Origin of the sequence: Lysobacter antibioticus, assembly GCF_001442535.1 — a bacterium.
GTDB classification, from domain to species: domain Bacteria; phylum Pseudomonadota; class Gammaproteobacteria; order Xanthomonadales; family Xanthomonadaceae; genus Lysobacter; species Lysobacter antibioticus.
Map to the genome: position 1 here is coordinate 3,080,149 of NZ_CP013141.1, position 16,743 is coordinate 3,096,891.

Consider the following 16,743-nt stretch of genomic DNA (forward strand, 5'->3'; position numbering starts at 1 on the left):
CTTGCGCTGTTCGCGCCGCCGCGCGCGCAGCGGGGCGCCGGCATGAGCCGGGGCGTCGATCCGGCGGCGCTTGGCTGTCGCCTCCCGGAGCATGGCCGCAAACCTGCGGCGCCTTGGCTGCGCTGGCTAGTGCTGGCGCCGGCGATCGTCTTGTCCGCCGCCTGGGGCGGGCTGGCCCTGTGGTATCGATTGCCGCTGGCGGGCGTGTTCAAGAGCCTGGCCGTGGCGGCCTTCGTGGTCAGCGCGCTGGCGGCGCTGTTCGTGGTCCGCCGCCTGCGCAGGCCGGCGTTGTGGGTCTATCTGGTGGCCTTCGCCGGGGTGCTGTTGTGGTGGAGCACGCTGCGTCCGTCGCAGACGCGGGTGTGGGCCGACGACGTGGCCCGCCACCTCCACGCACAGGTCGACGGCGACCGGGTCCGGCTCGACAACGTGCGTAATTTCGATTGGCGCAGCGACCACGACTACACGCCGCGCTGGGAGCGCCGCGAATACGACCTCGCTCGTCTGCAGTCGGCCGACCTGGTGTTGTCCTACTGGATGGGGCCGGCGATCGCCCACACCCTGGTGTCGTTCGGTTTCGACGATGGCCGCAAGCTGGTGTTCTCGGTCGAGATCCGCAAGGAGCGCGGCGAGCAGTTCTCGACCCTCGGCGGTTTCTTCCGCGAGTTCGAAACCACCCTGGTCGCGGCCGACGAGCGCGACATCCTGCGGGTGCGCAGCAACGTGCGCAACGAAGACGTCTATCTGTATCGGCTGCGCTTGCCGAAGGCGGCGCTGCGTTCGCTGTTTCTCGGCTATGTCGCCGAAGCCGGCGAGCTCGAAAGGCAGCCGAGTTTTTACAACACTCTGACCAGCAACTGCACCACCATCGTGTTCGACCTGATGCGCCAGATCGCGCCGGGCTTGCCGCTCGATTACCGGTTGCTGCTGTCGGGCTATCTGGCCGAGTACGCCTACGACCAGGACGGATTGATGCCCGGTTACGACTACCGCACCCTGCACGATCGCGGTCGCGTGACCGATCGCGCGCGCGCAGCGGGCGAGTCGTCGGCGTTCTCGGAACTCATCCGCGAAGGCGTGCCGGGCGTGGCGGCCGATCAGGTCCGCGCGCGCTGAGGCCTGCGCGCGAGCGGCTCGACGCGCTGCGGCCGAGGCTCACTCGACTCGCGACAAGCCGAAGCCCTGCAGGTATTCGTCGGTGACCTTGGGCATGCCGGGGCCGCTCCACACGAACGAGAAGATCGCATCCTCGCGGATGGTGTCGGTGATCTTCGGTGCGGTGACGCCGGGCACGCCGTCCAGGGCGGCCACGCCCAGGTCGGACATGGGCACGGGCGACAGCTTCGGATTGCCGTTACGCCTCAATCGGATCGACAAGCGCATGGCCTTCCCCTTGGTGGTGTACGCCGCGTGCAATACAGCTTAGGCGAGGGGCCGTGACTGCCCTGTCAGTTCCTGGGGCGCGCGGGCATAGTTCGCATGCATCGGGATACGGCAATGCAGATCGACCCAAGAGCGCATGAGCCCGAAGTCGGCCAGATAGCGGTCGCTGAGATCCGGCTCGGCGCGCAGTCGCCATGCGAAAGACACGCACACGCAGGTCGAGGTTTGCCAACCGATTTCGGGTTCCGCCGAGCCGGGCATTGCGTTGACGGCCTGCAGGGCGAGTTCCGGCAGCGGCGCGGCGAGGAATCGCGGATCCAGCGTCCGCCTCAATGCCGCGACCCAGCGTGCTCCCACTTGCCGATCGGTCGCCGCGCGATAGACGCCGAAGCCATGCGCGTGGGTGTCGTCCGGCCGGATGCGGCCGTCGGGCTCGTTCGCGTTGCTCATGGCGTGCACGACCACCGGATACTGCGTGAGGTCGTCGTGGCCGTTGCCCGGCCGTCCGATCGGTAGCTGCATGGTCGTCCCCCTGGGCGGAAGTGTGCTTTCCGTAGTCAGCATGGGCGCGTCGGGTGACTGCCACCTAACCCCGGCGACGGCGGTTCAGTTTGAGCGCTCGCGCTGGTGCCGCATTGCGGTCGATTCGGGCCGATCACGGCCGTTCGAGCTCTGCCGCGCGCCGCTCATTCGGCCGTGGACTCCAGCATCGTCAACAGTTCCGACAAGGCATCGTCGAGTGAGCGCAGGCTGGACGGCGCAAGGCCCGCCATGATGCGGCGCTCGTTCTCGATATGCGCTTCCACGGCCCGGTCGATCAGCGCCAGGCCGGCCGGCGTCAGCTGCACCAACAGACTGCGCGCGTCGCTGGGATTGGCGCGGCGTTCGATCCAGCCGGCCGCTTCCAGGCGTTGCAGGCGGTGGGTCATGGTGCCCGAGGTGATCATCAGCGCCGAGAACAGCGCGGTGGGCGCCAGGCAATGCGGCGCGCCGGAACGCCGCAGCGTGGCGAGCACGTCGAACTCCCAACTGGTCATGTCGAAGGTCGAGAAGGTCTTGTCCAGCCGGCGCTGCAGCAGGGCCGCGCAGCGCTTGACCCGGCCGATGGCGCCCATCGGGCTCGCATCGAGATCGGGGCGCTCGCGGCGCCATTGTTCGAGGATCGCGTCGACCGAGTCCGGCTGCCGTTTGCTTCTGGCCATGATGGCTCCTGATTTGTCTTGACTTCAAGACAAGTTGTCTTCAGGCTAGGATCTTATCTTGAATTGAAGATAGTTTCATGAGCGCAGCCTCGCACCGCCCGGTCTGGATCGACATGCTCCTGACCGCCCTGGCCCCGGCCATCTGGGGTTCGACCTACATCGTCGCGTCCGAGCTGTTGCCGCCGGACCGACCTTTCACCGCCGCCCTGATCCGCACCTTGCCGGCCGGGTTGTTGCTGGTCGCCTTCATGCGGCATTGGCCGGCGCGCGGCGAATGGCTCCGCCTGCTGGGCCTGTCGGGCTTGAACATCGCCGTCTTCCAGGCGCTGCTGTTCGTCGCCGCCTACCGCCTGCCCGGCGGTCTCGCCGCGGTGGTCGGCGCGATCCAGCCCTTGCTGGTGATCGCCCTGACCTGGGCGGTCGACCAGCGCCGGCCGTTGCAGTTCACCGTCTGGGCCTGCGTGCTCGGGGTGATCGGCATGGGCGTGCTGCTGCTGTCGCCGGACACGGTATGGGAGCCGGTCGGCATCGCCGCGGCTCTGGCCGGCGCCGCCTGCATGGCGACCGGCAACTACCTGACCCGGCGCTGGCGCAGCGATATGCCGGTGTTCGCCCTGACCGGTTGGCAGCTGCTGCTCGGCGGCCTGATGTTGGCGCCGGTGGCCTTCGCCATCGATGCACCGCTGCCGCGCCTGAGCGCGATGCAGATCTCGGCCTATGTCTATCTGTCGATTGCCGGCGCTCTGATCTCGTATGCCCTGTGGTTCCGCGGCCTGGCGCGTCTGCCGCAGGTGGCGGTGTCCTCGCTCGGCCTGTTGAGCCCATTGACTGCGGTGATCCTCGGCTGGGCCTTGCTCGGCCAATCGCTCACCGGTCTGTCGCTGCTCGGCTTGCTGATCGTGCTCGGCAGCGTGCTGGCCGTGCAATGGCGCAGCAGCAGGCCGGCCTGAACTTGCGTGCTCGCTTCTCCCCCGATCTCTCATCAACAAATGTCATGAACCATCCGATCAGACAACTCATCGAATCGCGCGTGTCGGCCAACCGTTACGACCCGAATCGACAGATCTCCGACGAGAACATCGCCGCCCTGGTCGATCAGGCCACGCGCGCGCCGTCGGCCTACAACTTCCAGAACTGGAAATTCATCGCCGTGCGCACGCCCGAGGCGAAAGCGCGCCTGAAGGCGCTGTCCTACGGCCAGCAGAAGATCGCCGACGCTTCGGTGGCCTTCATCGTCTGCGGTACGCTCGCGGCGCACGAACACCTGCAGCGGGCGCTGCAACCCTCGGTCGATGCCGGAATCATGGCGCAATCGATGGCCGACGGTTGGGTCGCCCAGGCGACGCGTGCGCACGCCGACGATCCGTCCTTGCAACGCGACGAAGCCATTCGTTCGGCGTCGCTGGCGGCAATGACCCTGATCCTCGCCGCCGAAGGCATGGGCTGGGCCACCGGCGCGATGGGTGGGATCGATTTCGCGGGTGTCGCGCGCGAGTTCGCCCTCGCCGCCGACGAAGTGCCGGTGTTGGTCGTCACCGTCGGCCATCCGCTGCCGGGCAACTGGCCGCAGAAACCGCGCAAGCCGGTGCACGAGGTCATCGCCTACGTTTGAACGCGCCGGCGCCGGGGTCAGCGGACCCGGGTCGAGAGGAATTCGGCGAGCGCGCTGCCGATCGCATGCGGTGCGTCTTCCTGCAGGTAGTGAATGCCCGGCACCGTCACTTCGGTCTGGTTCTTCCAACTGCGGCAGAACTCGCGTGCGCGTCCGGTCAACAAGGCCCCGGGCTCGGCGTTGACGAACAACTTCGGCAGGGTGCTCGATGCCAGCCAATCGGCGTACGCGTCCACGGCCTGGGCGACGTCGGCCGGCTCGCCGTCGATCGGCAGCTCGCGCGCGAACGCCAGGGTGGGCAGGCGCGATTCGCGGGTCGCGAACGGTGCACGATAGGCCTGCAATTCCTCTTCGCTGAGTTGGCGCAGGATGCTCTTGGGCAGTACGGTCTCGACGAAGAAGTTCTCGTCGAGCACGAGTCGTTCGCCCTGTTCCGAACGCATCGCCCGGAACAAGCTGTCGCGGCCGGCGGGGAAGTCCGCCCAACTCCGCGATTGCACCAGCGATTCCATGTAGGCGATCGCGGCGATGCGCTGCGGATGCCGGCGTGCGTAATGGAAGCCGAGCGCCGAGCCCCAGTCGTGCAGCACCAGGGCGATGCCTGCGGGCAGGTCCATGGCTTCGAACCAGGCGTCGAGATAGCGCACGTGGTCGGCGAAGCGATAGCCGCCGCCGGGCATCGGGCCGGACTGACCCATGCCGGCCAGATCCGGTGCGAGGCAACGGCCGAGGTGGCGCACCTGCGGAATGATGTTGCGCCACAGATACGACGAGGTCGGGTTGCCGTGCAGGAACACGATCGGCGCGCCCTCGCCGATATCGACGTAGCTGATTTCGGTATCGAGCACCTGCATGCGCCGGCGCGGCAGGGTGTCGACGGGGAGCACGGGGTGTTCTTGGGCGTTCATGGCAGGCCTTCCGATTGGACTGACCTGATTTTTTCCCCGCCGCCCGCGCACCGGTAGGGCCAGATGCGGGCAAAAACATCGGGCCAGCTAGCTCGCGGGAGACGGCGGTCCGTCTCCTGCGACGACTCAGGGCTTGGGATGGGCGAGAAAGAAATCCCAAGTGAGACCGCTGGCATCGGGGCCGGAGGGATCGCCGTAGAGGCTGCAAGGGCAGCCGCCGGGATAGGCATGGCCGGCGCCGTCGATCAGATAGGACTCGATCAAGGACGGGCCGGTCGCCGCTGCGCGATACACCTTGTGGGTGTAGGAGCGGCCGCCCGGCACCTGGCCGTGCACCACCTCGTCGGCGACGGTGTCGATGCCCGCGACCGTCGCCCACTGCCCGACGATGCGCTCGGCGGTGGCCGGGGCGACGACGAGGTCGGCAGTGCCCTGGAAAATCAGGGTGGGCACGGCGCGCCGGCGGCTGCCCATCTCGGCGATGGCCTTGTTGCCGGAGGTTTCGGGCGACTGCAGTTGCAGGATGTCGCAGTCGTACTCGCAGCCGGCGAGGATGCTGGCAGCGGCGTACAGGTCGGGATAGGCGACGGCCATGATGTTGGCCATGACCCCGCCGGCGGACACGCCGGTGACGTAGATCCGCCGCGGATCGACGCTGTAGCGCGAGCGCAGCTTGTTGGTGATGCCGGCAATGATCGACGGCTCGCCGAGGCCGCGATGCTGGTTGCTTTCCAGGTACCAGTTCCAGCAGCCGAGCGGATTGGCGAGGTTGTTCTGGTCGGGAAAGACGACGATGAAACCGCGTTGCTCGGCGAGCTGGGTCCAGCCCGAGAGCAACTCGAAACCGACGTCGTTCTCGGTGCAGCCGTGCAGGGCCACCAGCATCGGCATCGGCACGCCGGGGCGGTAACTGCTCGGCACGTAGCCGTGGTAATCGCGGGCGCCGGCCAGGCTGACGTAGAGGTCGCGGAAATAGCCGGCTGCGTATGCGGGCGCCGGGATCGACGACACCAACAACAGGGCGGCGAGTGCGCACAGGAAGCGATGGCGCAGGGCGATGGACGATAACCACATGACAGTCTCTCCTGGCGGCCGGACGACCGCGTGGTCTTCGCGTTGTAGCCGCTCGCATCGGGCCGGGTTTCACCGCGGGCGCACCATGTGTTGACCACAGCCGATCGCTTACGCGAAGTGCGGGCCGCGGTCGCGAATCCATCCGGACCTCGCCGACGGGCGCGGCCACCGCGCTAAGCTGGGGCGCACCTCACCGCATCGGCCAGGGAGTCTCGATGAGCCAGCGCTATACCTTCGAAAATCTCGGCGAGTACGCATCGAAGGAGCTCGGTGTATCCCCCTGGCAGACGGTCGACCAGACGATGATCGACCGATTCGCCGAGACCACCGGCGACCGCCAGTGGATCCATGTCGATGTCGAACGCTGCCGCAAGGAGAGCCCGTTCGGCGGCACCATCGCCCACGGTTTCCTGTTGTTGTCGTTGCTCGCGCCGCTGCAGATGCAGCTCGGCATCCTGCCCGAAGACATTTCGCAGGCCCTCAACGCCGGTCTCGGCGAGGTCAGGTTCCAGGCGCCGGTGCTGGCCGGCGAGCGGGTGCGGGTGCGAGTGGCCCTGGTCCGCGTCGAAGCGAAGGGCGAGGGCCGCCTGCTGATGATCACCCGCAACGTCATGGAAATAGACGGCAAGGACAAGCCGGCGCTGGTCGCCGAGATGGCGGCGATGCTGTACCGCTGATCGAGCGGGGCTGCGCTGACCGCGTGCCGCGCTCAGTGGCGGCGCAGTTCGCTCGGCGAAACCCCGAAGTGCTGACGGAACACGCGGCAGAAATTCGACTGCGACCGGAAGCCGTTGCGGTAGGCGATCTCGGAGATCGGCAGTTTCGCCAAAGCGGCATTGCTGAGCATGTCGTGGGCCTTGCCCAGGCGCAGGGCGCGCAGCCGCTCCATCACCGACTGCCCGCTGTCGCGGAACAGACGGTGCAGATAGCCTTCGGAAATGCTGCAGCGCTGGGCGATCATTTCGGCCGACAAGTCTTCGTTCGAGTAATGCGCCTCGATGAAATCCAGCGCGCGCTGCTTGTGCGCGGCAGCCAGCGAGCGGTCGTCGCAGAAGGTGCGCGAATCGCCGCGCAGCATCAGCGCGACCAGGTCGCACAGCTGGGTGGTCAGCACCTGCGCCTCGCCTTCGCCGAGTTGCTTGGCCAGGCGGTCGATCTGCCGCGCATAGGCGCCGAGCAATTCCGCGCGCGGATCGGTGCCGTCCAGCGGCGCCGAGAACACGGTCGGCAGATGCGACACGCGTTGCTGCAGCAGATGCGTCGGTATCAGGGTGTTGAAGCTTTTGTAGCAGCCTTCCGGTTGGACTTCGCCGACCACCGCGGCCGAGATCAGATAGATGCGGTCCGGCACCAGGATCACTTCGTGGCCGCCGACGACGTTGCGCGAGCTGCCGGCGGCGGGCAGGGCGAGCACGTAGTTCTGCGCCAGGCCCGACAGATGCTGCGGAGTGCGGCGCATGTGCAGGCCGCTGAGGGCGATGTGGTTGAGTTGCAGCGCGCCGACCGATTGGCTCGCCAGCCAGCCCATGCGTCCTTCGGGACGGGTCAGTTGAATGTCGGCGCTGCCGAAGCCCGGCGAATGCACGGTCGACCAGCCGCCCATCGCGATCCGTGGACCCGCCGCGGCCTTGGCGGGGAATGCAGTCGGCGCTGCAACCTCGGTTGCGAACATGGCGATCCCTCGGTGAACTATCGATCGGCATCTTAGGAGCGTTGCGGCTCGCGCTGCATGTTGCGACGCAGCACGTCTGTGCACTCAGGGTCAATGCGGTGTGCTCCCGCGGTGGAACCGCCGCGCCCTGTCGCCGCTATGTTGCAGGCATGCCGTCATCGCGACGGCGGCGATGCGCGCAGGGGAACGGACCAGGATGAGACACAGGCTTTTGAGCGTGGCGATCGGTGTGGCGATGTCGACGCAACTGTCGGCGGTACGGGCGCAGGAGGTGCAGGGGGCATCGCCCGAGACCGGAACCGCGGCCGAAGCGGCGCCGATCGAATCGGAAAAGAAACCCACCCAGTTGGAATCGATCACGGTGACCGCGCGCAAACGCGAGGAAACCCTGCAGGACGTGCCGGTCGCGGTCAGCGCCTTCACCGCCTCGGCCCTGTTCAAGCAGAACGTGCAGACCCTCGCCGACCTGCAAGGCAAGGTGCCGTCGCTGCAGGTGTATGCGGCGCGCGGTTCCAACACCACCCTGACCGCCTACATCCGCGGCATCGGCCAGTCCGACCCGACCTGGGGTTTCGACCCGGCGGTGGGCGTGTACCTCGACGACGTCTATCTGGCGCGGCCGCAGGGCGCCTTGCTCGATGTGTTCGACGTCAGTCGCATCGAAGTACTGCGCGGCCCGCAGGGCAGCCTGTACGGCAAGAACACCATCGGCGGCGCGATCAAGTACGTGTCGAGCCCCTTGCCCAAGAGCACTCAAGGTTCCATCGAGGCCACCGTGGGCACGCACGGCGAACGTGGCGCCAAGGCCAGCCTGGGCGGCGCCAGCGACGATGGCGTCTGGCGCGCCCGCGTCGCCGTCGCCAGCATGCACAACGACGGCTACGGCAAGAACCTGGTCCAGGACAGCCGCAACGGCAACAAGAACACCAATGCCGCGCGCGCCACCTTCGGCTATTTCCCGTCCGACAACTTCAACGTCGAACTCGCGCTCGACGGCATGCACGACAACTCCAATCCGCGCGGCGCCAAGATGTTGAAGGCGAACAAGTATTATCCCGCCTACCGGCCGCTCGCCAGCGACTTCGACACCCGCAGCGCCATGCCCCAGGTCAACCACAGCGAGCTGGAAGGCGCGGCGCTGACCTTCAAATGGATCGCCAGCGCCGACTGGGCGTTCAAGTCGATCACCGCCTACCGCAGCTCGTCGACCCAGAGCAACATCGATTTCGATACCTTGCCGGAACGCATCGGCGAAGCTTCCGGCGGTTACAGCGATCATCAGTTCAGCCAGGAACTGCAGGCCAACTACGATGCCGGCGGCAAGCTCCACGGCGTGTTCGGCCTGTTCTACTTCAGGGGCGCGGCCGGCGGCATCAACCGCAGCACCTTCCTGGGCTCGCCGCCGTACACCGCGTTGCGGCTGTCGCAGTATGCGGTCAGCAGCGGGCGCATCGGCACCCGCAGCATCGCCGCCTACGGCGATTTCACCTGGGATCTCGACCCGCAGTGGAGCCTCGACCTGGGGCTGCGCCTGACCGAAGAAACCAAGGACGCGCTGATCCAGAACTATGCCTATGCCGACGGCGCCTTCCAGGTGCCGATCGCCGAGCTGGCCGACTTCACCGGTTCCCACACCTCGCGCAACGTATCGCCGAAGCTGACTTTGTCCTGGCGCGCCAACGATCACGTCAACCTGTATGCCAGCTACAACGCCGGCTTCCATTCCGGCGGCTACAACATCCGCGCCAACTGCGCGGTGATCCCGGCCTCGTGCCGGCCGATCGACGACGAGAAGGTCCAGTCCTACGAGCTGGGCAGCAAGATGACCTTCTTCGACGACCGCCTGATGATGAACACCTCGTTGTTCCACAACGACTACAGCAACATCCAGTTGTCGGTGTTCACCTCCTACACCTTGCCGAACGGCAGCCCGGGCTTCTTCGGCGACTTCACCAACGCCGGCAAGGGCACCATCCAGGGACTGGAGCACGAGTTCGCCTGGAAACCCTCCGAGCATTGGACGCTCAGCGGCAACGTCGCTTACCTGCGCAGCAAGTACGACGAGTATCGCAGCGGCGGAGTCGACATCGCTGACAGCCAGCGCTTCACCAACGCACCGAAGTGGTCGGGCGGGCTGAGTCTGGACGCGCTGTATCCGCTCGCGAGCGGCGGCAGCCTCGGCGGACGCATCAACTACAGCTACCAGAGCAAGACCTATCCCGAGACCACGTTGTCGCCGTTGATCGCGCAGCCGGCCTACGGCCTGTGGAACGCCGGCCTGATCTGGCAGATCAACCAGCCGTGGACCTTGAGCCTGCAGGGCAGCAACCTGGGCAACAAATCGTATCGCAGCACCGGTTACCACATCGCAGCGCTCGACATCGTCACCGGTTTCTACGGCGCGCCGCGCACCGTAAGCCTGTCGGCGCGCTACGAATTCTGAGCGCAGGTCCTCCGACGCTCGCCGCGAACGCTGCGGGCGTTTCGATCGGCCCTCGATCGGCATTCGCTCAGGGGCCGGTCGCTCTTTCGTTGGCACAGGAATCTCCCCCCATCATGTCGGCTGAACCCTACGACGCATTGCATTGGCACAGCCGCGACGGGCTGCGGCTGTACGCCCGCGATTACCCCGCGGCGATCTACGCCGACGCGAGGCCGCGCTGCCCGGTGATCTGCATTCCGGGCCTGACCCGCAACTCGGCCGATTTCGACGAGATCGCCACGGTGCTCGCCGCGGCCGGGCGGCGCGTGCTGGCGGTGGATCTGCGCGGCCGCGGCCGCTCGCAGTACGCCGATGACCCCTCAACCTACAGCGCCGACCGTTATGCGCTGGATATTCTCGATCTGATGGCCGCGCAATCGATTCCGCGCGCGGTTTTCATCGGCACCTCGCTCGGCGTGTGGGTGACCATGACCGTGGCGGTGAAGCAGCCTGCGGCGGTGGCGGCGGCGGTGCTCAACGACGCCGGCCCGCAGGCGCCGAAGTCGGCGCTGGACCGGATCGCGCGCTACGCCGGCGTGCCGGTGCCGGCGATGACGCGCGAGGACGCGGCGGCGTATATCGAACGCATCGGCAGCGCCGCCTATCCGAAGTACACGCGCGCGGACTGGGCGCGAATGATCGAGCGTATGTTCCGGATTCGCGACGATGGCCTGCTGGTGCTCGATTACGACCCGAAGATCATCCGCACGGTCAGCCCGACCAAGCTGTGGCTGCTGCGCCCGCTGATGTGGCACCTGTACCGCAAGCTCGCCGCCGGCCGGCCGATCCTGCTGCTGCGCGGTGCTTTGTCCGACATCCTCGAGGCCAAGACTGCGCGGCGCATGGCCGCGGTGTCGCCCTTGGTGCGCCTGGTCGAGGTGCCCGATGTCGGCCATGCGCCGTCCTTGTCGGAACTGGATGCCCGGATCGGCATAGAAACCCTGCTCGACGTTGCGGATTGAGACCGCGGCCCTGTCTGCGCACGTCGATGCCCTCAATCTGGGCGGGCCGCGGCGAGCGCCGCGTGCCTCGCCCTCTTGCCTTAGCCCCTTCGCCCTGACCGAGCGTTCCCGCGACACGGAGACCCTTCCATGCTGGATGCACCGCAACCGCTGTTGCCCGAGATCTTCGCCCTGCACGGCCGCTGGCGCGCGCGCTCGCCAGCGCTGGTCGCGCCGCAGCGTACCCTGGACTGGCAAAGCCTGGACCGCAGCACCAACCGCATCGCCAATGCCCTGATCGGCGCCGGCGCGCGCCACGGCGACCGCGTCGCGATGCTGATGTCCAACTGCATCGAGATGGCCGAGTTGATCGTCGGCATCATGAAGGCCGGCTGCGTCGCCGTGCCGCTGAACACCGCGATCAGCGCCGAGAGCGCGGCGAGCATGTTGGCCGATTCCGGGGCCGTATTCGTATTCGCGACCGCCGATCACGCCGCCCGCGTCGGTGCGATCGCCGGCATCGCCCGCATCGAAGTCGCAGGCGAGGGCGCCCCGGCCACGGCCGGTTGGCGCGGGTATGCCGATTGGCTCGGCGGCGCCGACGCGCATCCGCCGGCGGTGCCGGTGGCCGCGACCGATCTGTGCAACATCATCTATTCCTCGGGCACCACCGGCGAGCCGAAAGGCATCGTCCACACGCATGGCACGCGCGTGGCCTGGGCCTACGACGCGGCGCTGGCGCTGCGTTATCACGCCGGGGCCCGCACCCTGCTGGTCACCGGGCTGTACTCGAACATCAGCTGGGCGGCCTTGCTCGGCACCTGGTTGAGCGGCGGCACGGTGGTGTTGCGGCACGTCTTCGACGTCGCCGACACCCTGGCGACGATCGCGCGCGAGCGCATCACCCACACCGCGATGGTGCCGGTGCAGTACCAGCGCCTGCTCGATCATCCGCAGTTCCGGACCACCGACCGCTCCTCGCTGCAAGCGATCATGAGCGTGGGTTCGTCCTTGCCGCTGGCGACCAAGGCCGGCCTGATCGAGACCTGCCGCTGCGATGTGATCGAGGTTTACGGCACCACCGAAGGCATCATCACCGCGCTCGACCCGGAGGACGCCGAGGGCCATCTCGCCTCGGTCGGCAAGCCCTTGCCGGGTGTCGACCTGCTGATTCTCGACGAACACGATCGCCCGCTCGAAGCCGGCGAGGCCGGCGAAATCGTCGGCCGCAGCCGTTTCGCCATGGCGGGGTATTGGCGCCGGCCCGAGGCGACCGCGCAGGCCTTGTGGGTCGACGAGGCCGGACGCACCTGGCTGCGCACCGGCGACATCGGCCGCCTCGACGAGGAGGGTTATCTGTACATCCTCGACCGCAAGAAGGACCTGATCATCTCCGGCGGCCAGAACATCTATCCGGCCGACATAGAAGCCGTGCTGATGCAGCACGCCGCGATCGCCGAATGCGCGGTGATCGGCGTGCCGAGCCCGGTCTGGGGCGAATCGCCGCTGGCCCTGGTGATCGTCAAGGACGCCGAGGCCGGCGACGGCGAAGCGATCAAGCACTGGCTCAACGAGCGGGTCGGCAAACAGCAGCGGGTCGCCGCGGTCGAGATCCGCGATCACTTGCCGCGTAACCCGACCGGCAAGCTGCTCAAGCGCGAGCTGCGCGCGCCGTACTGGCCGAGCGTCTGAGCCGCGGCTTCGCAGCGAAGCGGCGAAGATCGCCTGTGCGCAGAGTGCGGGCTGTCCGCGGCCGGGCGGTCAGCGGGTGGCCTCGACGATCAAGGCATGAGGCTGCTCGAGGTAGTTGTGCCAGAAGTCGTCGTCCCTGACGCTGCGTCCGGTCTCCGACAGGGTCGGCATGTGCCACTGCGTGCTACTGAAACCGGCCTCGCGGAAGGCGCGGTCGTGCGCGTCGCGCGACCAATAGAACGCATCCAGGTCGAGCGTGTGCTCGCCGAACCAGGCGTGCAGGTGCACCGGCGCGCCTTCCTGCCGGCCCTGCGCGGCGCTCAGGGTCATGCCGTAATGCCGGTACCACTGTTCGTCGCTGGAGAACTCCGGGTTCAGCACCGCCGCGACGAAACGGTCGCCCGGGCCGGACAAGGCCTCGAAGGCGGTGCGGCAGATCGCGCTCAGGCCTGCGCGGGATTCGGCATACGGCAATACATACACCGCCGTGACCAGATCGAAGCGCTCGCCGAGGTCCTCGGCGACGGTGCTCGGGTCGCGCGCGGCATCGCGCCAGTAGTAGCTGATACCGAGCGGGGCCAGGCGCTCGTGGGCACGGGCGTGGCTGATCATCCCGGCCGACACGTCCATGCCGACCACGCGGCGTGCGCCGCGCTCGGCGATGGCGCGGGTGTAGAGCCCGCTGCCGCAGCCCAGGTCGAGCACGCGCAGGCCGCGGGTGTCGCCGACCACGCGCAGCACGCTGTGCATTTCGATATGGCGGCGAAACGGCATTTCGTCGATGCTGCTCTCGTAGGCGTCGGCGAGCGCATCGAACTGGCTGTCCATCGTGTGCATGGGAACCTCGGTAACGTCGGTGGATGGGTCACCAGGCGACCGGCAGGCTGACCGGCCGGATGAAGAGGATGTTCTCCTCCCAGGGAATCTCGCTGGCGGGTACGGCGAGGGCGAGGCGCGGAAAGCGAGCGAACAACATGCGATAGGCGACTTCCAGGAACATCCGCACCAGCGCCGAACCGAGGCAGAAGTGCGGGCCGGCGCCGAAGGTCGCGGTGCCGTCAGTCGAGCGGTGGATATCGAATTTGGCCGGGTGCCTGTAGTACTTCGGGTCCCAGGTCACGCCGAGCATGGTGGCGCATACCGCTTCGCCGCGACGGATCACCGTGTCCTTGAGCGCCACGTCTTCGGTGGCCACGCGCGGCAGGCCCAGCACGCCGTTATGGTGATAGCGCAACACCTCTTCGATCGCCTTGGGCCAGAGGGTGGGATCGTCGATGCACTGCTGCAACTGGGCGCGATGTTCCAGCAAGGTCAACACGCCGGTCGACAGCGGCGGGATCAGCGGCTCCGAGCCGGTGACGAACAGATAGCAGACGGTGCCGACGAGTTCGTCTTCGTCGATCAAGCCTTGCCTCCGCGCTTCGATCAAGGCGCCGATGGGATCGGCGAGGCCGGGGTGCCTGCGCTTGAGCGCGACGATGTCGCGCGAGAAATCCAGGATCTTGGCCGTCGCCTGCGCGACTTCCTCCGCCGTCGCTTGGTAATTGGTTTGGGTATGGAAGTACGCCAGGTACTGCTCGCGAAAATCCACCGGCACCTGCAGCATGTCGCAGCTGCTGTGCAGCGGCAGTTGGGTGGAATAGGCCTGCATCAGGTCGGCGGGGTTGTCGCCCTCGGCCATGGCGTCGAGCAACTGCGCGGCATGCCGTTCGACCAGCGGACGGAACCGCTCGACGCCGCTGCGGGTGTAGAAATGGCCGATGACCCGGCGTACCCGGGTGTGGTCGGGCGGATCGAGATTGAACAGGCCGCCGGGCACCGCGGTGAAATCCTCGCCGACGAAGCGCGGTGCGCCCGCGTAGGTCAGGTCGCGGGAGAAGCGTTTGTCGCTGAGGACCAGGCCGATGTCGTCCTTGTTCGTGACCATCCAGGCGCGGGTGCCGCTGGGCAGGCTGATCGGGCACACCGGCCGGTGTTTGCGCGCCCAGGCGATGGTCTCGGGCGGCGTGCCGAGCGGGCCGATGGCGAACGGATAGCTGAGGATGTCCTGGGCTTGATCGAGCGGGCTGGGCATGGCGACTCTCCTGTCGCTATTCGAACGAGACGAATCCTTGACCATCGGTCCGGGCGAGCGCGGCGTCGCTTCCGATCGACAGCGAGCGGACCAGGGCGATCGGTCGCGGGTAGGCGAAGACCGAGCTGCGCACGCCGTAGATCGCCGGGCTGTCGACGAAGAAGGGCAGCTCGGCGAGCGGGTAATGGACGGCCTGGGCGAGCTGCCTCTCGTCCGGGCGCCGGCCCATGGCGCCTTCGACCGCGTTGATCGCGGCGTTGCGGCAGGCTTGCCGCACCGAGAAATCTTCGTGATAGGAGCGCCGTACTTGCTGCCGCAAGGCCAGGTAGGAGCGGTTTTCGAGCAGCCGCGTCCAACTGCGGATGCGTTGCTGCGGCTGCTCGACATCGTGGTCCTGCAGGCTACGCAGGCTGGTGTTGCGCAGCCGCAGCAATTCGCGCCTGAGCTTGCGCGTCGCCTCGATCGGAGCGACACCCGCGGCGGTGAGCGTATAGATCGCCTCGTAGCCCGGCAGCAGCACGTCGACCTTGCGGAAGTGCCGGCAACCCCAGGCGATCATGCGCTGGATGGCGATGGCGCTGAAATAGCCGTTGAACGGACTCAGCCCGATCACGACATGTTCGGCCCTGTCGACAATGGCTGCGCAGGCATCGGTGTAGGGATGCGCGTACGGTCGGCCGGAGGCGTCGTCGGCGGCGATCGGCAGGCGAGGGCGGTCCAGTGTTTCGGCGGCGATCGAGACAGACATGACCCCCACTCCTCCTTGAGCCGATCAAGACGTTTGCGCCGACGCGGCCGGCGAATGCGGCATGTCGAACATCGCGGTCGCCGCTGTATCGGCCGCGAACCTTGCGGATCCGGCCGTCGTTGTGCGTCCGGCGCCTGGCGCCTCCATGGCGGCAAGAGGTGCCGCGGCCATGCAGGCCGACCCGAAAGCTCGGGCGGCACTCTACGCCGATCACGCGTGGACGACGTTACCTCGGTCGCGTTTATGGAGTTCGTCGGCACCGAAGCGGAGGACTGCGGGTGCCCGTCACGATTCATCCTGGAACGCGCAAGCAAAGCGATGCGGAGTTAACCCGGATGAGCGTGGGTGAGCGTCGAATCGAATGGAGATTCGGCGCCGGTCGTCGGCATTTCCTCCAGGCCTGCGGTGCTCGGCAGGCAGCGATGCGGCAACCGCAGGCCGCTTCGAGTCCTTATGCGCAGCGATCCGCCTTATCGCCGATGCGGCGCGGCGGGCAAGCGCGGGGCCGATGGTTTATGGTTTCGGCGGTGCGGACGGCTTGGCGGCCGCTCCATCGACTTCATCGAAAGCCGCGCCGCGGCTTTCTCCATCCAGCCGCAGGACGACGATGAAACTCAGACATTGGTATCTGCTGCTGTGCCTGCCGGGATCGCTGCTGCCGTATGCGCAGTTGCTGCCGTGGCTGGTCGAGCACGGCCCGGATCTGCCGCGTTTCTTCGCCGAGCTGTTTTCCACGCGCATCGGCGCCTTCTTCGGCATGGACGTGCTGGTGTCGGCGCTGGTGCTGCTGGTGTTTATCGCAAGCGAAGGCCGTCGCCTGCGCGTGCGCCGTCTGTGGGCGCCGGTCGTCGCGACCCTGCTCGTGGGAGTATCCCTGGGGCTGCCGTTGTTTCTGTATCAGCGCCAGGCGAAACTCGATGCCGGTATGCCCTGAGGGGCAAACCCGACGCAGCGC

17 protein-coding genes are annotated in these 16,743 nt (G+C 67.3%); 8 read left to right on the plus strand and 9 right to left on the minus strand.

What is annotated here, in order from left to right; translation table 11 throughout:
- Positions 1–150: 150 nt before the first annotated feature.
- Positions 151–1,116 carry an Lnb N-terminal periplasmic domain-containing protein gene (locus tag GLA29479_RS12520; RefSeq protein WP_425599933.1) on the plus strand — a complete coding sequence of 322 codons (966 nt, stop codon included), beginning with the start codon at positions 151–153 and terminating at the stop codon, positions 1,114–1,116.
- A 39-nt stretch (positions 1,117–1,155) separates the two neighbouring features.
- Here the strand turns inward: GLA29479_RS12520 and GLA29479_RS25270 are convergent, their stop codons facing one another.
- From GLA29479_RS25270 to GLA29479_RS12530, 3 genes are all read right to left on the minus strand, one after another.
- Positions 1,156–1,332, minus strand: coding sequence for a hypothetical protein (locus GLA29479_RS25270; protein ID WP_169795654.1), 177 nt, complete (start codon positions 1,330–1,332; stop codon positions 1,156–1,158).
- Positions 1,333–1,422: 90 nt separating this feature from the next.
- The gene (locus GLA29479_RS12525; protein WP_057971772.1) at positions 1,423–1,905 is read right to left on the minus strand and encodes a hypothetical protein; all 483 of its coding nucleotides are present in this window, start codon (positions 1,903–1,905) and stop codon (positions 1,423–1,425) included.
- Positions 1,906–2,069: 164 nt separating this feature from the next.
- Positions 2,070–2,585, minus strand: coding sequence for a MarR family winged helix-turn-helix transcriptional regulator (locus GLA29479_RS12530; RefSeq protein ID WP_057971773.1), 516 nt, complete (start codon positions 2,583–2,585; stop codon positions 2,070–2,072).
- A 77-nt stretch (positions 2,586–2,662) separates the two neighbouring features.
- On the opposite strand from GLA29479_RS12530, the gene GLA29479_RS12535 reads away from it, so the two are divergent.
- Both GLA29479_RS12535 and GLA29479_RS12540 read left to right on the plus strand, forming a co-directional pair.
- A complete protein-coding gene (locus GLA29479_RS12535) occupies positions 2,663–3,535 on the plus strand; it encodes an EamA family transporter (RefSeq protein WP_057971774.1) in 873 nt (290 codons plus the stop codon).
- Complete coding sequence (locus GLA29479_RS12540) at positions 3,511–4,197, plus strand: nitroreductase family protein (protein ID WP_211264976.1); 687 nt, start codon at positions 3,511–3,513, stop codon at positions 4,195–4,197. Before GLA29479_RS12535 ends, GLA29479_RS12540 begins: the two co-directional genes overlap by 25 nt.
- A 17-nt stretch (positions 4,198–4,214) precedes the next feature.
- On the opposite strand, the gene GLA29479_RS12545 is transcribed toward GLA29479_RS12540, so the two are convergent.
- Complete coding sequence (locus tag GLA29479_RS12545; RefSeq protein WP_057916555.1) at positions 4,215–5,105, minus strand: haloalkane dehalogenase; 891 nt, start codon at positions 5,103–5,105, stop codon at positions 4,215–4,217.
- A gap of 126 nt (positions 5,106–5,231) precedes the next feature.
- Complete coding sequence (locus GLA29479_RS12550; protein WP_057971776.1) at positions 5,232–6,179, minus strand: extracellular catalytic domain type 1 short-chain-length polyhydroxyalkanoate depolymerase; 948 nt, start codon at positions 6,177–6,179, stop codon at positions 5,232–5,234.
- A gap of 215 nt (positions 6,180–6,394) precedes the next feature.
- Between GLA29479_RS12550 and GLA29479_RS12555 the strand changes: the two genes are divergently transcribed.
- Positions 6,395–6,856 carry a MaoC family dehydratase gene (locus tag GLA29479_RS12555; protein ID WP_057971777.1) on the plus strand — a complete coding sequence of 154 codons (462 nt, stop codon included), beginning with the start codon at positions 6,395–6,397 and terminating at the stop codon, positions 6,854–6,856.
- Positions 6,857–6,888: 32 nt separating this feature from the next.
- Here GLA29479_RS12555 and GLA29479_RS12560 read toward each other — a convergent pair whose 3' ends face one another.
- A complete protein-coding gene (locus tag GLA29479_RS12560; protein ID WP_082638612.1) occupies positions 6,889–7,851 on the minus strand; it encodes a helix-turn-helix domain-containing protein in 963 nt (320 codons plus the stop codon).
- A 196-nt stretch (positions 7,852–8,047) separates the two neighbouring features.
- Between GLA29479_RS12560 and GLA29479_RS12565 the strand changes: the two genes are divergently transcribed.
- From GLA29479_RS12565 to GLA29479_RS12575, 3 genes are all read left to right on the plus strand, one after another.
- Positions 8,048–10,294, plus strand: coding sequence for a TonB-dependent receptor (locus GLA29479_RS12565; protein ID WP_057971779.1), 2,247 nt, complete (start codon positions 8,048–8,050; stop codon positions 10,292–10,294).
- 113 nt (positions 10,295–10,407) lie between these two features.
- Entirely contained in the window at positions 10,408–11,295 is an 888-nt protein-coding gene (locus GLA29479_RS12570; RefSeq protein WP_057971780.1) for an alpha/beta fold hydrolase, read from the plus strand.
- A gap of 129 nt (positions 11,296–11,424) precedes the next feature.
- The gene (locus GLA29479_RS12575; RefSeq protein ID WP_057971781.1) at positions 11,425–12,966 is read left to right on the plus strand and encodes a class I adenylate-forming enzyme family protein; all 1,542 of its coding nucleotides are present in this window, start codon (positions 11,425–11,427) and stop codon (positions 12,964–12,966) included.
- Between the two features lie 69 nt (positions 12,967–13,035).
- Here GLA29479_RS12575 and GLA29479_RS12580 read toward each other — a convergent pair whose 3' ends face one another.
- Genes GLA29479_RS12580 through GLA29479_RS12590 form a run of 3 tightly spaced genes read right to left on the minus strand, consistent with a single transcriptional unit; the run spans position 13,036 to position 15,788 of the window.
- The gene (locus GLA29479_RS12580; protein ID WP_082638614.1) at positions 13,036–13,803 is read right to left on the minus strand and encodes a class I SAM-dependent DNA methyltransferase; all 768 of its coding nucleotides are present in this window, start codon (positions 13,801–13,803) and stop codon (positions 13,036–13,038) included.
- A gap of 28 nt (positions 13,804–13,831) precedes the next feature.
- Complete coding sequence (locus tag GLA29479_RS12585; protein WP_057971783.1) at positions 13,832–15,040, minus strand: cytochrome P450; 1,209 nt, start codon at positions 15,038–15,040, stop codon at positions 13,832–13,834.
- Between the two features lie 16 nt (positions 15,041–15,056).
- On the minus strand, positions 15,057–15,788 hold the full coding sequence (locus GLA29479_RS12590; protein ID WP_057916564.1) for a tRNA-dependent cyclodipeptide synthase: 732 nt from the start codon (positions 15,786–15,788) through the stop codon (positions 15,057–15,059).
- Positions 15,789–16,395: 607 nt separating this feature from the next.
- Here GLA29479_RS12590 and GLA29479_RS12595 point away from each other — a divergent pair.
- The gene (locus tag GLA29479_RS12595; RefSeq protein ID WP_057916565.1) at positions 16,396–16,722 is read left to right on the plus strand and encodes a DUF2834 domain-containing protein; all 327 of its coding nucleotides are present in this window, start codon (positions 16,396–16,398) and stop codon (positions 16,720–16,722) included.
- Positions 16,723–16,743 lie beyond the last annotated feature (21 nt).

Bases quoted from the DNA above. Each gene is read 5' to 3' on its own strand.
- GLA29479_RS12525 (WP_057971772.1), bottom strand. From the start codon at position 1,905: ATGCAGCTACCGATCGGACGGCCGGGCAACGGCCACGACGACCTCACG.
- GLA29479_RS12530 (WP_057971773.1), bottom strand. From the start codon at position 2,585: ATGGCCAGAAGCAAACGGCAGCCGGACTCGGTCGACGCGATCCTCGAA.
- GLA29479_RS12535 (WP_057971774.1), top strand. From the start codon at position 2,663: ATGAGCGCAGCCTCGCACCGCCCGGTCTGGATCGACATGCTCCTGACC.
- GLA29479_RS12540 (WP_211264976.1), top strand. From the start codon at position 3,511: ATGGCGCAGCAGCAGGCCGGCCTGAACTTGCGTGCTCGCTTCTCCCCC.
- GLA29479_RS12545 (WP_057916555.1), bottom strand. From the start codon at position 5,105: ATGAACGCCCAAGAACACCCCGTGCTCCCCGTCGACACCCTGCCGCGC.
- GLA29479_RS12550 (WP_057971776.1), bottom strand. From the start codon at position 6,179: ATGTGGTTATCGTCCATCGCCCTGCGCCATCGCTTCCTGTGCGCACTC.
- GLA29479_RS12555 (WP_057971777.1), top strand. From the start codon at position 6,395: ATGAGCCAGCGCTATACCTTCGAAAATCTCGGCGAGTACGCATCGAAG.
- GLA29479_RS12560 (WP_082638612.1), bottom strand. From the start codon at position 7,851: ATGTTCGCAACCGAGGTTGCAGCGCCGACTGCATTCCCCGCCAAGGCC.
- GLA29479_RS12565 (WP_057971779.1), top strand. From the start codon at position 8,048: ATGAGACACAGGCTTTTGAGCGTGGCGATCGGTGTGGCGATGTCGACG.
- GLA29479_RS12570 (WP_057971780.1), top strand. From the start codon at position 10,408: ATGTCGGCTGAACCCTACGACGCATTGCATTGGCACAGCCGCGACGGG.
- GLA29479_RS12575 (WP_057971781.1), top strand. From the start codon at position 11,425: ATGCTGGATGCACCGCAACCGCTGTTGCCCGAGATCTTCGCCCTGCAC.
- GLA29479_RS12580 (WP_082638614.1), bottom strand. From the start codon at position 13,803: ATGCACACGATGGACAGCCAGTTCGATGCGCTCGCCGACGCCTACGAG.
- GLA29479_RS12585 (WP_057971783.1), bottom strand. From the start codon at position 15,040: ATGCCCAGCCCGCTCGATCAAGCCCAGGACATCCTCAGCTATCCGTTC.
- GLA29479_RS12590 (WP_057916564.1), bottom strand. From the start codon at position 15,788: ATGTCTGTCTCGATCGCCGCCGAAACACTGGACCGCCCTCGCCTGCCG.
- GLA29479_RS12595 (WP_057916565.1), top strand. From the start codon at position 16,396: ATGAAACTCAGACATTGGTATCTGCTGCTGTGCCTGCCGGGATCGCTG.